At 64.2% G+C, this 13,829-nt stretch carries 16 protein-coding genes; 12 read left to right on the forward strand and 4 right to left on the reverse strand.

The features are described 5' to 3' along the window. Positions 1–8 precede the first annotated feature (8 nt). The gene (gene eno, locus J3485_RS07630; RefSeq protein ID WP_206951904.1) at positions 9–1,292 is read left to right on the forward strand and encodes a phosphopyruvate hydratase; all 1,284 of its coding nucleotides are present in this window, start codon (positions 9–11) and stop codon (positions 1,290–1,292) included. A gap of 83 nt (positions 1,293–1,375) precedes the next feature. Further along, a complete protein-coding gene (gene ftsB, locus J3485_RS07635; RefSeq protein WP_206951905.1) occupies positions 1,376–1,843 on the forward strand; it encodes a cell division protein FtsB in 468 nt (155 codons plus the stop codon). Between the two features lie 31 nt (positions 1,844–1,874). Here the strand turns inward: ftsB and J3485_RS07640 are convergent, their stop codons facing one another. The 3 genes from J3485_RS07640 to J3485_RS07650 form a co-directional block, all read right to left on the reverse strand. Beyond that, positions 1,875–2,276 carry a hypothetical protein gene (locus tag J3485_RS07640; RefSeq protein WP_242538515.1) on the reverse strand — a complete coding sequence of 134 codons (402 nt, stop codon included), beginning with the start codon at positions 2,274–2,276 and terminating at the stop codon, positions 1,875–1,877. A gap of 81 nt (positions 2,277–2,357) precedes the next feature. Beyond that, positions 2,358–3,308 carry an Hsp33 family molecular chaperone HslO gene (gene hslO, locus J3485_RS07645; protein ID WP_206951906.1) on the reverse strand — a complete coding sequence of 317 codons (951 nt, stop codon included), beginning with the start codon at positions 3,306–3,308 and terminating at the stop codon, positions 2,358–2,360. 56 nt (positions 3,309–3,364) lie between these two features. Beyond that, positions 3,365–3,889 carry a gamma carbonic anhydrase family protein gene (locus J3485_RS07650; protein ID WP_206951907.1) on the reverse strand — a complete coding sequence of 175 codons (525 nt, stop codon included), beginning with the start codon at positions 3,887–3,889 and terminating at the stop codon, positions 3,365–3,367. Between the two features lie 213 nt (positions 3,890–4,102). On the opposite strand from J3485_RS07650, the gene J3485_RS07655 reads away from it, so the two are divergent. The 10 genes from J3485_RS07655 to J3485_RS07700 all read left to right on the forward strand — a co-directional run bounded on the left by J3485_RS07655 (position 4,103) and on the right by J3485_RS07700 (position 13,282). Continuing rightward, positions 4,103–4,948, forward strand: coding sequence for a ferritin-like domain-containing protein (locus tag J3485_RS07655; RefSeq protein WP_242538516.1), 846 nt, complete (start codon positions 4,103–4,105; stop codon positions 4,946–4,948). A gap of 149 nt (positions 4,949–5,097) precedes the next feature. Continuing rightward, on the forward strand, positions 5,098–5,982 hold the full coding sequence (locus J3485_RS07660; protein WP_206951909.1) for an alpha/beta fold hydrolase: 885 nt from the start codon (positions 5,098–5,100) through the stop codon (positions 5,980–5,982). A gap of 169 nt (positions 5,983–6,151) precedes the next feature. Then, positions 6,152–6,982, forward strand: coding sequence for a 3',5'-nucleoside bisphosphate phosphatase (locus J3485_RS07665; RefSeq protein WP_206951910.1), 831 nt, complete (start codon positions 6,152–6,154; stop codon positions 6,980–6,982). An 83-nt stretch (positions 6,983–7,065) separates the two neighbouring features. Beyond that, positions 7,066–7,698: an L-threonylcarbamoyladenylate synthase gene (locus J3485_RS07670; RefSeq protein WP_206951911.1), complete on the forward strand. Its 633-nt coding sequence runs from the start codon at positions 7,066–7,068 to the stop codon at positions 7,696–7,698. A gap of 48 nt (positions 7,699–7,746) precedes the next feature. Beyond that, positions 7,747–8,412 carry a site-2 protease family protein gene (locus J3485_RS07675; RefSeq protein WP_206951912.1) on the forward strand — a complete coding sequence of 222 codons (666 nt, stop codon included), beginning with the start codon at positions 7,747–7,749 and terminating at the stop codon, positions 8,410–8,412. Between the two features lie 4 nt (positions 8,413–8,416). Beyond that, complete coding sequence (locus tag J3485_RS07680) at positions 8,417–9,619, forward strand: tryptophan--tRNA ligase (RefSeq protein ID WP_206951913.1); 1,203 nt, start codon at positions 8,417–8,419, stop codon at positions 9,617–9,619. A gap of 37 nt (positions 9,620–9,656) precedes the next feature. Continuing rightward, a complete protein-coding gene (locus J3485_RS07685; RefSeq protein ID WP_206951914.1) occupies positions 9,657–10,277 on the forward strand; it encodes a class I SAM-dependent methyltransferase in 621 nt (206 codons plus the stop codon). A gap of 42 nt (positions 10,278–10,319) precedes the next feature. After that, on the forward strand, positions 10,320–11,237 hold the full coding sequence (dapA, locus tag J3485_RS07690; protein WP_206951915.1) for a 4-hydroxy-tetrahydrodipicolinate synthase: 918 nt from the start codon (positions 10,320–10,322) through the stop codon (positions 11,235–11,237). Positions 11,238–11,352: 115 nt separating this feature from the next. Beyond that, positions 11,353–12,489, forward strand: coding sequence for an NlpB/DapX family lipoprotein (gene bamC, locus J3485_RS07695; protein WP_206951916.1), 1,137 nt, complete (start codon positions 11,353–11,355; stop codon positions 12,487–12,489). A gap of 10 nt (positions 12,490–12,499) precedes the next feature. Next, positions 12,500–13,282, forward strand: a complete 783-nt coding sequence (locus J3485_RS07700) for an MBL fold metallo-hydrolase (RefSeq protein WP_206951917.1) — start codon at positions 12,500–12,502, stop codon at positions 13,280–13,282. A 136-nt stretch (positions 13,283–13,418) separates the two neighbouring features. On the opposite strand, the gene J3485_RS28855 is transcribed toward J3485_RS07700, so the two are convergent. Continuing rightward, complete coding sequence (locus J3485_RS28855) at positions 13,419–13,706, reverse strand: hypothetical protein (protein ID WP_242538517.1); 288 nt, start codon at positions 13,704–13,706, stop codon at positions 13,419–13,421. Positions 13,707–13,829 lie beyond the last annotated feature (123 nt).

The raw sequence follows: 13,829 nt of genomic DNA on the forward strand, positions 1-13,829 counted from the left end.
AGGAAATCATGAGTGCAATCGTAGATATCATCGGCCGTGAGATTTTGGACTCCCGAGGCAACCCGACCGTCGAATGCGATGTGCTGCTCGAATCGGGCACGATGGGTCGCGCGGCGGTGCCTTCGGGCGCGTCGACGGGCTCGCGCGAAGCGATCGAGCTGCGTGACGGCGAAGCAGGCCGCTACAGCGGCAAGGGCGTGCTCAAGGCGGTCGAGCATATCAACACCGAGATTTCCGAAGCGATCATGGGTTTGGACGCATCGGAGCAGGCGTTCCTCGACAAGACGCTGCTCGAGTTGGACGGCACCGACAACAAGTCGCGCTTGGGCGCGAACGCGATGCTGGCCGTCTCGATGGCGGTTGCGAAGGCCGCGGCTGAAGAAGCGGGTCTGCCCCTGTACCGCTACTTCGGCGGCTCGGGTGCGATGCAACTGCCGGTGCCGATGATGAACATCGTCAACGGCGGCGCGCACGCGAACAACAGCCTGGACATTCAAGAGTTCATGATCGTGCCGGTGAGCCAGCCGACGTTCCGCGAAGCGCTGCGTTGCGGCGCGGAAGTGTTCCATGCGCTGAAGAAGATTTTGTCCGATCGCGGCATGAGCACGGCGGTGGGCGATGAAGGCGGTTTTGCGCCGAATTTCGGCAGCAACGCCGAATGCCTGTCGGCGATTCTGCAGGCGATCGAGAAGGCCGGCTATCGCGCGGGCGAAGACGTGCTGCTCGCGCTCGATTGCGCCGCGAGCGAGTTCTACCACGACGGTAAGTACCAATTGGCCGGTGAAGGGCTGCAACTGTCGTCGGCCGAATTCACCGATTACCTGGCAACGCTCGCCGACAAGTTCCCGATCGTATCGATCGAGGACGGCATGCACGAGAGCGACTGGGACGGTTGGAAGCTGCTGACGGACAAGCTTGGCAAGAAGATCCAACTCGTGGGCGACGATCTGTTCGTGACGAACACGCGCATCTTGAAGGAAGGGATCGACAAGGGCATCGCCAACTCGATTCTCATCAAGATCAACCAGATCGGCACGCTCACCGAAACGTTCGCGGCGATCGAAATGGCCAAGCGGGCCGGGTACACGGCCGTCATTTCGCACCGCTCGGGCGAAACGGAAGATTCGACGATCGCGGACATCGCCGTGGGCTTGAACGCCGGTCAGATCAAGACGGGTTCGCTCTCGCGCAGCGATCGCATCTCGAAATACAACCAATTGCTGCGCATCGAGGAAGATCTCGGCGATATCGCGAGCTACCCGGGCAAGTCGACGTTCTATAACCTGCGTTGACGCGCTCAGCCCTACTCGATCGTTTTGCATGCCGCCCCGTGCTTTGCTTCGCACGGGGCGGTTTTGAATGTGCGGTTTTCTGAATGCGTCTCGTCACCGTAGTCCTCGTCGCTCTGCTTGCGCTGATCCAGTATCCGCTGTGGTGGGGCCACGGCGGATGGCTGAGCGTGCACGACTTGCGCGGCGAATTGGCCACGCAGCAGCAGAAGAACGACGACGAAAAGCTGCGCAACGAGCGGATCGAGGGCGAGGTGCAGGACCTCCAAAACGGCACCGCCGCCGTCGAAGAGCGCGCGCGTTACGAGATGGGGATGGTCAAGGACGGCGAAGTATTCGTGCAGTTCGTGTCGCCGAACGCGACGTCGAGCGTGCCCGCCACGCTCGTTCCGAGTAACACGTCGACGCGCGGCGAGGTGTCGGCCGCGCCTGTCAGCATGGTGCCGAATCCGGTTTCACGCGAAAAGCCCAAGAAGACCAAACGCGCGGAAACCAAGCACGCGGCCGAGAAGGCCAAGCGCGTGCCCGTGCAAAAGCGTCATAGCGCCGGCTGACCTGGCGGTCGCCTCTGCGCGTGCGTTACCACTACCAGCCCGGATAGTAGCCGGGGCCGTAGTAGCCCGGGCTGTAGTAGCTCATCCCCCAACCGCTGTTCCATCCGCCGTAATACCCGCCGACCGTCACTGGCGCCGAGTAGTAGTACGGCGCGTAATAGCGCGCCCAGGCATCGGCCGACATCGCCTCGTTTTGCTCGTGCAGCACCTGTTTGTCGATTTCGGCGTAGCGCTTTTGCTCTTCGGGCGTGAGCGGATGCGCGCTCTCGGCGGCGCCGGGCTGGCCTGGTGCGAGACGACTCAGAACCGGCCCCGGCGGCGGGCAGACGACGCAGCCCGAGAGTGCCGCGGCGAAAGCGGCGCAGATGGCCGTGCTCGCGATGCGGCGCGGTGATCGCGCGATCGACGTTAGCGGGCGAAGCAGTGCGTTCATGGATCGAACTCCGAGTATCTCGACAAACGAAGAGAGGGGGGCGGACCGTGGCGGGCGCACCTGGCACACTCGACGCGGGATTCAGTGCCGTTGCGACTGCGCCGGCGCGACGCCGGCCGACACCTCGCTGGCCGCGAATAGCTGCGCGACGTCGACGGGATCGAACTCGTAGCGTTGATTGCAGTATTCGCAGTGGATTTCCACTTGACCTTGCTCGACGATCACGCCGTCGACCTCGTCGCGCCCGAGCATCTTCAGCATCGAGCCGACGCGCTCGCGCGAGCAACTGCATTCGAAGCGCGTGAGCGTCGGGGCGAAGTGCTGCACGTTCTCTTGCCAGAACAGGCGCTTGAAGATGGTCTGCGGCTCTTCCTTGAGCAGTTCATCCTGCGAGAGCGTGCCGCCGAGCACGCAGATTCGCTCCCAGGTGTCCGCATCGTGCTCACCGCCGTGGGGGACGATGCCGCCGTCGCCGGGCAATTTTTGCAGCAACATGCCGACGGCGCGTTCGGTGTTCGCCGCGAGCCACAAACGCGTATCGAGCTGTTCGGAATGATGCATGTAGTGCTCGAGCACTTCGGCGATGGATTGCAGCGGGCCGTCGTGGCTGCTCAACGGCACGATGCCTTGATAGGGCTGCTGGCCGGGGACCTTGTTGTTCGGATCGAGCGTAATGACGCAGCGGCCGTGGCCGCTCGCGTTGAGCAGTTCGACGAACGACAGATTTTCGTTCAGCGTTGCGTCGAACTCGCTCGAGATCTTTGCCGTCGCGCGCATCGTCAGCGCCGAATTGCATTGCACGACGAGCATCTTGATCGGCCCGTCGCCGAATATTTGCATGATCATCGTGCCGTCGAACTTCAGGTTCGCCGACAACAGCGCGCACGCGGCCATCATCTCGCCGAGGATGTCGCGTACGGCGGCGGGATATTGCCGTCGCGCGAGCACTTCCTGCCACGTATTGCGCAGCGAAACGATCTCGCCGCGCACGGGCGCGGTGGCGAACATGAATTTTTGCAACTGGTCGTCCACAACTCTTCCTTCAATCATCGATGCCGCCGGCGCGGCCGGCGGCGAAGCGGTACACGTTAGCCGATCCGCACGACTCGTGCCTTGAATAGCTCACGGCGCGCCACGTAGCTTTCGGCGCTTTGCACGAGGTGTTCGACTTCCTCGTCCGTCAGTTCTCGGGCGACGCGGGCCGGCGAACCCAGAATCAACGACCGGTCGGGGAACGTCTTGTTTTCGGTGACGACACTGCCCGCGCCGACCAAACAATGACGGCCGATGACCGCGCCATTCAAGATCACCGCTTGTATGCCCACGAGCGATCCGTCGCCGATCGTGCAGCCGTGCAGCATCGCTTGGTGCCCGACCGTCACGCCGCGGCCGATGGACAGCGGGCGGCCGGGATCGGTATGGAGCACTGCGTTTTCTTGGACGTTGCTGCTCGAGCTGATTGTGATCGGTTCGTTGTCGCCTCGGATGGCGGCGCCGAACCAGACGCTCGCATTCTCTTCGAGCGTGACTTTGCCGATGATCGCGGCGGTGTCGGCCACGAAAACGCTTTCGTGAATCGTCGGGGCGTGTTCTCCCAGCTTGTAGATCGGCACAATGTCTCCTTTGGGCGAGCGGGGCACGGTCGGCCGGTACAATGCCGCGGCATCGGGGCGCGGCCACGCGCGCGTGTCGAATCGCATATTGTAAACGGTCCGCTCGCAAGACGCGGCGAGGCGGGGGCCCACCGCGTGCATCGGCCGCCGCTTTTCGTTCCGCATGCTGTTTGTTCCCTATCGATGAATTTGCCTCGACCCAACCCGATTTCCATGCACGATCCCGCTTGCAGCATGCGCCATGCGGCGTTGGCGGCGTTGCGCGAGCGTGAGCCGGGTCCCAAAGCCGCCGCCGTCAACGCCTTGCATGCCCGTTATTTGGCCGGCGGGGCGCCGTGTCAGGCCGATGCCGTCATCGGCGAGCCGCCCGACCTACCGGGCCGTCCCGCCCGTCCCGCGCTCGTCGAGCCGAGACTGTTGCGCCATCGCGGCATGCAAACCGAGAAGGGGCGCGCCGTTTTGCTGCATGCGCTCGCGCATATCGAATTCAATGCGGTCAATTTGGCGCTCGATGCCGTCTGGCGATTTCCGGGTATGCCCGAAACGTTCTACGCCGACTGGTTGCGCGTCGCCGCCGAGGAGGCGCATCACTTCGCGCTGCTGCAAGCGCGCTTGGGCGAGTTCGGTCATGCTTACGGCGACTTTCCCGCTCACGACGGCCTGTGGGACATGTGTGCGCGCACGCGCGACGACGTCCTCGCCCGCATGGCGCTCGTGCCGCGCACGCTGGAGGCGCGCGGGCTGGACGCCTCGCCGCCGATTCGTGCACGCCTCATGCAAGCCGGCGATGCGGCATCGGCGGCGATCCTCGACGTGATTTTGCGCGACGAGATCGGGCACGTGCGCATCGGCAACCGATGGTTTCGGCATTTATGCGATCAGCGGGCACTCGAACCGCACGAAACGTACGCGCGACTTGCCGAGCAGTATCGTGCGCCGCGGCTGCGTGGACCGTTCAACTTCGACGCGCGGCGCGACGCAGGCTTCGACGAGGAAGAACTCGCGGCCCTGGCAGCGCATCCGGAGAGCGGCGAGCCGGTAGCGGGCGATAAGGGCTGACACGGGACACATAGCCGCGCCGTGCGGGTGCGGTGTCCCAGTCGAGGCGAGTGCCTAACGGATAGCGCACACGGTGGCGGCCAAACCGTCGATACGCCGATATAATCGAACGACCATTCTTTTTTTGGCGAGACTCGCCGACATTCAAAATGAACAACCCGCAATCCGATTTCGTCACCGTGCGCGGCGTCAAGCTGCACGTGCGCCTTTGGGGAAGCCCCGATGCACCGACACTTTTCATGCTGCACGGCTGGATGGACGTTTCCGCATCGTTTCAGTTCGTCGTCGACGCGCTCGGCGGAGATTGGCAGGTCATTGCGCCCGATGCGCGCGGGTTCGGGCTGTCCGATTGGCCCGTCGCCGAGCATGGCGGCGGCCACTACTGGTTTTACGACTATCTGAGCGATCTCGAAGCGCTGCTCGATCACTATGCGCCGACCGGACAGGTCAATCTCGTCGGGCACAGCATGGGGGCGAACGTCGTGTGTTTGTATGCGGGCGCGCGGCCCGAGCGCGTCCGGCGTGTCGTCGACCTGGAAGGATTCGGCCTCGCGCCGGCGCGCCCGAGCGAATGGCCGCGTCGGCTGGCGACGTGGCTCGACGACATCCGCGAACCCGCCAGCCTGAAAACGTACGCGACGTTCGACGAGGTCGCCGCGCGCCTCGTCAAGACCAATCCGCGGCTGACTCCGGAGCGCGCACGGTTCCTGGCCCGGCACTGGGCCAAGCGTGGCGACGACGGCCGCTACATGCTGCTGGCCGATCCGGCGCACAAGCATTACGGGCCGCTGCTATATCGCCTCGACGAAGTGATGGCCGTCTGGTCGACCGTCACCGCGAAGGTCCTGCACGTGGAGGCCGTGGCCTCACCGACGTTGGCGATGCTGGCGGGGGCGATCCCGCTGACCGAATACAAGGCGCGCTTCACGGCGTTTCCCGACTGGCGCGAAAAGCTCATCGAAGATGCCGGCCACATGGTCCATCACGATCAGCCCGAGCAGGTGGCTGCGCTCATCGAGGCGTTTTGTGCATGATTGACGCCGGCGTGAGCGGCCGCTGAGCGAACGGGCGCGCGAACGATGCCGCCCCCGCGCCGGGCTCGGGCTGTCGCGCTCACGCGAAACCCGGCGTTTTGGCCGAACGGCTTAGCCGCTTATTTCGGGGGTTCCGGGTAAAATAGAAAGATCACTCGATCCCGATAGTATGAACGCCGATCTCCATTGTCATTCGACCGTTTCCGACGGCCGGCTTGCGCCCGCCGACGTCGCGCGCCGTGCGCATGCGGGCGGCGTCACGCTCTGGGCGCTGACCGATCACGACGAAGTGGCAGGGCAGGCCGAAGCACGCGGCGAAGCCGAGGCGCTCGGCATGCGCTACGTGAACGGCGTGGAGATTTCGGTCACATGGGCTTCGCGCACGGTGCACATCGTCGGGCTCGGCATCGATCCGGCGTGCGAGGCGCTCGTCGCCGGGCTCTACGCGACGCGCAATGGGCGGGCGGCGCGCGCCCAGGCGATGAGCGATGCGCTCGCGGCGCAGGGCGTGGCCGGTGCCTATGAGGGCGCGTTGCGCTACGTATCGAACCCCGATCTCATTTCTCGCACGCACTTCGCGCGTTTTCTCGTGGAAATGGGTTACGCGGCGTCGACGGCCGATGTTTTCGAGCGCTATCTCGGCGAGGGCAAGCCCGGTTATGTGCCTCACCGGTGGTCCTCGCTCGAGAACGCGGTCGGATGGATTCGAGGCGCCGGCGGCGTGGCCGTCGTAGCGCACCCGGGCCGCTACAAGTACACCCCGCTCGAGTTCGATGCGCTATTCGGCCGGTTTCTCGACCTAGGTGGGAAGGCGATCGAGGTGGTGACGGGCAGCCATATGCCCGACCAGTACCGCGAATACGCGGACGTAGCCCGCCGCTTCGGTTTCGAGGCGTCGCGCGGCTCGGATTTCCACGCGCCCGGAGAGGGGCGCACCGAACTCGGCAAACTGCCGCCGCTGCCGTCCGATCTCACACCGGTTTGGGAGCGCTGGCTCTAGCGTCCACGCCGAAATCGCGTGTCATGCCCGGCGACGCCTGCGATAGGCGTCGTCGTTTCCGCCGGCCCATCGACTGCTCGCTCATGTCCCAATTCTTCAGGATTCACCCCGACAATCCGCAGCCGCGCCTGATCTCGCAGGCCATCCAGATCGTGAAGGACGGCGGCGTGATTGCGCTGCCTACCGATTCCAGCTACGCGCTCGCGTGCCGGCTCGACGACAAGGACGCCGTGACGCGCTTGCGCCACGTTCGCGGGCTCGACGAGCGGCAGCATTTGTCGCTGCTCGTGCGCGACTTGTCGGAGTTGGCGACGTTCGCCATGGTCGACAACCGGCAGTTTCGGCTCATCAAGTCCGTCACGCCGGGGCCGTACGTTTTCATTCTGCTCGCGACGAAGGAAGTGCCGCGGCGGCTCTCGCATCCATCGCGCAAGACGATCGGCCTGCGCGTGCCCGAGCATGCGATCACGCTCGCGCTGCTCGAGGCGCTCGGCGAGCCGCTGATTGCGACGACGCTGATTCTGCCTTCGGAGGAAGAACCGCTGAACGATCCCGAGGAAATCCGTTCGCGTCTCGAAAAGCAAATCGATCTCGTCATCGACAGTGGGGCGTGCCGGCGCGAGCCGTCTACCGTCGTGGATCTAACCGGTGAGGAGCCTGTGCTCGTGCGTGCGGGACGCGGCGCGCTCGAACCGTTCGGCCTTGCCGCGTCGTAGCCGCATTCGCGGCGCGGGGCGGGCCCGGCCGCTTGTTACAATACGTTCATGAATCCCTCCTTGATCCAGACGATCGTCGTCTACGCGCTGCCGGTGATCTTCGCGATCACGCTGCACGAGGCCGCGCATGGCTATGTCGCCCGCCTGCTCGGCGACAACACCGCCTACATGATGGGACGCGTCTCGTTCAACCCGATGCGCCACATCGATCCGCTCGGCACGATCGCGATCCCGTTGCTGCTCTATTTCGTGACGGGCGGAGCGTTCATGTTCGGCTATGCCAAGCCTGTTCCCGTGGCGTTTCGCAATCTGCGCAATCCGCGCTGGGGCACGTTTTGGGTCGCACTGGCCGGCCCGCTATGCAACTTCATCCAGGCGTTGCTCTGGGGCATCGTCGGCTTGGTGCTTGCAAGGCTTGGCATCGACGAGCCGTTTTTCACGCGGATGGCCGGCGCGGGCATCATCGTCAATCTCGTGCTCTTCGTATTGAACCTCTTTCCGTTGCCGCCGCTCGACGGCGGGCGTGTGCTCACTGCGCTGCTGCCGCCGCGGCCGGCGATTGCGCTCGCTCGCCTCGAGCCGTACGGTTTTTTCATCGTGATGGCGCTCGTAATGACGGGCATCCTGACGAAGCTTTGGCTGCGCCCGTTGGTTTCGATCAGCTACGATGCCGTGACGACCATCCTGACTCCTCTTGCTTTGCTTCTCAACTGACACCATGTTTCCAGACCGCATCTTCTCCGGCATGCGCCCGACAGGGTCGCTTCATCTTGGCCACTATCACGGCGTGCTCAAGAACTGGGTCCGGCTTCAGTCGGAATATCCATGCTTCTTTTGCGTCGTCGATTGGCACGCGCTGACGACGCACTACGAGACGCCGGAGGTCATCGAAAAGAACGTCTGGGAAGTGCTGATCGATTGGCTAGCGTCGGGTATCGATCCGGCGCAGGCAACACTGTTCATTCAGAGCCGCGTGCCCGAGCATGCCGAACTCTCGCTGCTGCTCGGCATGAGCGCGCCGCTCGGCTGGCTCGAGCGCGTGCCGACCTACAAAGAGCAGATCGAGAAGCTCAAGGACAAGGATCTGTCGACATACGGCTTCCTCGGCTATCCCGTGTTGATGGCCGCCGATATCCTGCTCTACCGTGCGTCGCTCGTGCCCGTCGGGGAGGATCAAGTGCCGCACGTCGAAATGACGCGTGAAATCGCGCGCCGTTTCAATTACTTGTACGGACGCGAGCCGGGCTTCGACGAGAAGGCGCTGGACGCCGCGAAAAAGCTCGGCGGCAAACGTGCGAAGCTCTATCACGAGTTGCGCAATGCGTATCAGCAGGAAGGCGATGACGAAGCGCTCGAGCAGGCGCGCGCAATGCTGCAGGAATCGCAGAGCTTGTCGATGAGCGACCGCGAGCGGCTGTTCGGCTATCTCGAAGGTTCGCGCAAGATCATTCTCGTCGAGCCGCAGGTGCTGCTGACGAAGGCTTCGCGCATGCCGGGCCTCGACGGGCAGAAGATGTCGAAGTCGTACGGCAATACGATAGGCCTGCGCGAAGATGCCGAGACGATCACGAAGAAGGTCCGCACGATGCCGACCGATCCCGCGCGCGTGCGCCGCACCGACCCAGGCGATCCGGACAAGTGCCCTGTCTGGCAACTGCATCAGGTCTACACCGACGAAGCGACGCACGACTGGGTGCAAAAGGGCTGCCGTTCCGCGGGGATCGGCTGTCTCGAATGCAAGCAGCCCGTCATCGAAGGGATATTGCGCGAGCAGCAACCGATGCTCGAGCGCGCGCAAAAGTACATGGACGATCCCTCGCTGCTTCGCGCGATCGTCGCCGACGGCTGCGACAAGGCGCGCAAGTTCGCGACGGAGACGATGCGCGACGTGCGCGAGGCGATGGGGCTGTCGTACTCATGATCGTCACGCGTTGCCGCCAAGGCGGGGGCGGGCCGCGATGACGGGCCCGCGCGCCGCCGCCGCGGGCGTGCTCGTGGACGGTGCCGGAGAGCCGTCGCCGTGGATCGTGCGCTGGGCCCATCTGCTCGCGCCGGGCGGTCCGGTGCTCGACGTCGCGGCGGGCAGTGGTCGTCACGCACGCTGGCTCTCCGCGCGCGGGCATCCCGTCGTGGCAATCGAGCGCGCGGAAGCGGCGCTCGCGGCGCTGGGCGGCATCGAGGGCGTCGAGTCCGTGTCGGCCGATCTGGAAGATGGCAGCCCTTGGCCTCTGCCTGACACGCAGCGCTTTGCCGCCGTCGTCGTCACGAATTACCTTCATCGTCCGCTGCTGCCGCGGCTCGTGAGGACGTTGGCGCCGGGTGGCATTTTGTTGTATGAAACGTTCACATGCGGCAACGAGACGGTCGGCAAGCCGTCGAATCCGGCGTTTTTACTGGCGCCGGGCGAATTGCTCGAGGCCGTGCGCGGCCGCCTCGTCGTCGTGGCTTTCGAAGACGGTTACGAAGCCGCTCCGCGGCCCGCTTTCGTCCAACGGATATGCGCTGTCCTGCCCGCCCAGCCGCCTGCGTCGATCGCGGCGGAGGGCGCTGCGATCGCGCGTTACGATTTGGCCGGCTAATCCGCTACAATCGCGCTTTCACGTTTGAATTCATGGCGTTTCATGGCTAACGGCACATCCAGCGGCACCCAGGGCGGCCTGCGTATTCGCGGCAGCATTCCGGCGATCGTCACGCCGATGCTCGAAGACGGCGGGCTCGATCTGCCGGCGTTTCGCAAGTTGATCGACTGGCACATCGACGAAGGGACGGACGGGCTCGTCGTCGTCGGAACGAGCGGTGAATCGGCCACGCTGTCGGTCGACGAACACATCCTCATGGTCAAGACGGCCGTCGAGCACACGGCCGGGCGCATTCCCGTCATTGCCGGCGCGGGCGGCAACTCGACGGTCGAAGCGATCGAGCTGACGAAACAAGCGAAGGCCGTCGGCGCCGACGCCACGCTGCAAGTCGTGCCGTACTACAACAAGCCGACGCAAGAGGGGATCTATCGCCACTTCGCGAAAATCGCTGAATCGGTCGACCTACCCGTCATTCTCTACAACGTGCCGGGCCGCACCGTGGCCGACATGTCGCACGAAACAGCGCTGCGCCTCGCGCAAGTGCCGGGCATCATCGGCATCAAGGAGGCGACGGGCAACATCGATCGCGCGGCGCATCTGATCAAAGCGGCGCCCACGCATTTCTCGATCTTCAGCGGCGACGATCCGACGGCGATTGCCCTGATGCTGCTCGGCGGGCACGGCAACATTTCCGTGACGGCGAACGTCGCGCCGCGCGCGATGAGCGAGCTTTGCAAGGCGGCGATCGCGGGCGATGCCAAGACAGCGCGCGAGATCCATCTGAAACTGTTGTCGTTGCACAAGAATCTGTTTATCGAGTCGAACCCGATTCCGACGAAGTGGGCGCTCGAGCAGATGGGGCGGATGAAGGGTGGCATCCGGCTGCCGCTGACGCCGCTCGACGCACGCTGCCACGAGGCGGTGCGCTCGGCGCTCGTCGAAGCGGGCGTGCTCGCCTAAAGCGTCCGGCGAGCAGTGTTGTCGCCGCATTGGATTGTCCGCATTCATCGACGTCGATATCGAGTCACACGCTCAGCGTCGTCGCAGGCATGTGTTGCGCATTACGAAGGACCTCATGAAACGTTCTGCTTTTTCTCTCCATGCCATCCGCGCAGCGGCGCTCGTGTTTGCCATCTCGACGCTCGCGGGGTGTGACACGCTCAACGACTGGTTCTCTTCCGACCGCGTCGATTACAAGGCGACGGGTTCGGCCCCGCCGCTGCAGGTGCCTAGCGACCTCACGGAGGCGACAGTCAAGTCGCAGTACACGGCGCCGCCCGTTACCGCGGCGCTGGGCGGTGCGCCGAAGCGCAACGTCACGGTGGCCGGCAATTCGAGCGAGGGCGTGCCGACCGCGCAAGATCCGCTCGGCATGCATATCGAGCGTGACGGCGACCGCCGCTGGCTCGTCATAGACGGTCGCACGCCCGATCAACTTTGGCCCCAGCTCGAAGAGTTCTGGCGCGACAACGGCTTCGTGCTGAAGACCGACTCGCCCGCAACGGGCATCATGACGACCGACTGGGCCGAAAATCGCGCGAACATCTCCGACGACTGGTTCCGCCGCACAATCGGCCATGTCATCGATTTCGCCTATTCCTCGGGCACGCGCGACCGCTTCCGAACGCTCGTGGTGCGCGGCGCGGGGGGGGCGACGGACGTCTCGATCACGCACAGCGCGCTCGAAGAGGTGTTGACGGGGCAGGACAAGGATTCCTCGCGCTGGGTCGAGCGCCCGCGCAACCCGGTGCTCGAGGCCGTGTTCCTGTCGAAGCTGATGGAGAAATTCGGCCTCACCGACGCGCAATCGAAGCAATTGCTCGTCGACGCGCAGCCCGCTGCGGCGCCGGCCAAGATCGACATGAGCGGGGGCGCGACAACCCTCGCTCTGGCGGATCGCTTCGACGTTGCTTGGCTGCGCGTGGGGCTCGCGCTCGATCGCACGAACTTCACCGTCGACAATCGCGATCGCGAAAAGGGCATCTATTACGTTCGCTACGCCGATTCGGAGCAGGAACTCAAGGGCGATGGCTTGTTCGGCAAGTTGTTCTTCAGCAAATCGTCCAAGCAAAAGCCCACCAAGGAATTCCTCGTCAACGTTCACGCGAACGGCGCCGGCACCGAAGTGTCCGTCGTCGATGCGAGCGGCCAGATCGATACGTCGTCCGAGGCAAAGAGCTTGATTTCGCTGCTGCACGCGCAACTGAACTGATCTTCACGCCATGCGCTTTGCTAGCCTCGGCAGCGGTAGCGAGGGCAATGCACTCGTTGTCGAGGCGGCGAGCGGTCACACCACCACGCGTGTGCTGCTCGACTGCGGGTTCTCCGCAAAAGAACTCGAGCGTCGCCTTGCGCGGCTTCAATGTGGCGTCGATGCGCTCGACGCCATCCTCATCACGCACGAACACAGCGATCACATCGGCAGCGCGTTGACGCTCGCGCGCAAGTGGTCGCTGCCGCTCTATATGAGTTGGGGCACGGCAAAGGCGGTCGGGGCCGATAGTGCCGACGTCGATTTGCACGTGCTCTGGGGCGACGAGACGGCCGCCATCGGCGATCTTCAGGTGTTGCCCTACACTGTGCCTCACGACGCTCGTGAGCCGCTTCAATTCGTCTTTTCCGACGGTGCGCGTCGCTTAGGTATCCTAACGGATGTCGGTACGTCGACGCCGCACATCACGAGCATGCTGAGCGGCTGCGATGCGCTCGTACTCGAATGCAATCACGACGTGCGGATGCTCGCAACGAGCCGCTATCCGCAGTCGTTGAAGGCGCGTATCGGCGGCAATCATGGGCATTTGAGCAATGACGCGGCGGCGTCGATTCTGGCGGCGTTGGATAGGTCGCGGCTAACGCATGTTGTCGCGGCACATTTGAGTCAGCAAAACAATCTACCCGAGCTTGCGCAGACAGCCCTGGCGGGCGTGCTCGGTGCTGCGGCCGGCGAAGTGATGGTCGCCTCGCAGGAGTGCGGGTTCGATTGGCTCGGCTGCGGCGCAGGCTAGGCGGCAGGGGGATTCGAGAGGGAAGGCCGGGATGCCAACGGTGGGTGGCGCTCGACAATACGCTGTGATTGCTTCGCGCAGGCAACAAAAAACCGGCTCAGGGCCGGTTTTTTGTTGCCTCGTGACAGGCAAAAGCTTACTGGCTTGCGCCCGAAGCAGGAGCAGCGGCCGAAGCGCCAGCGTCCGAAGCGGCAGCAGCAGCGCCCGAAGCAGCAGCACCAGCGTCGCTCGCAGCAGCCGAGGAGTCGCTCGCAGCAGCGGCAGCGCTCGAAGCAGCAGCGCCCGTGTCCGAAGCAGCAGCAGCCGGAGCCGATGCAGCCGTCGTGTCGCTAGCCGGAGCGGCAGCGTTTTGGTCGCTGCTCTTGTTGCACGCAGCCAGTGCAACAGCCGCCAACAGGGATGCTACGAGGAGGGATTTCTTCATGATCACGTCCTTTTATGGTTAAAGGTAAGCAACAGCGCGAAATAATACCGGTAATGTGCTCCAACACCAACCTAGGCCGCTGGTGGGACGCACTTCAGAGCGTGAATCTTTCCCACGGCTTGG

The organism is Trinickia acidisoli (assembly GCF_017315725.1).
GTDB classification, from domain to species: domain Bacteria; phylum Pseudomonadota; class Gammaproteobacteria; order Burkholderiales; family Burkholderiaceae; genus Trinickia; species Trinickia acidisoli.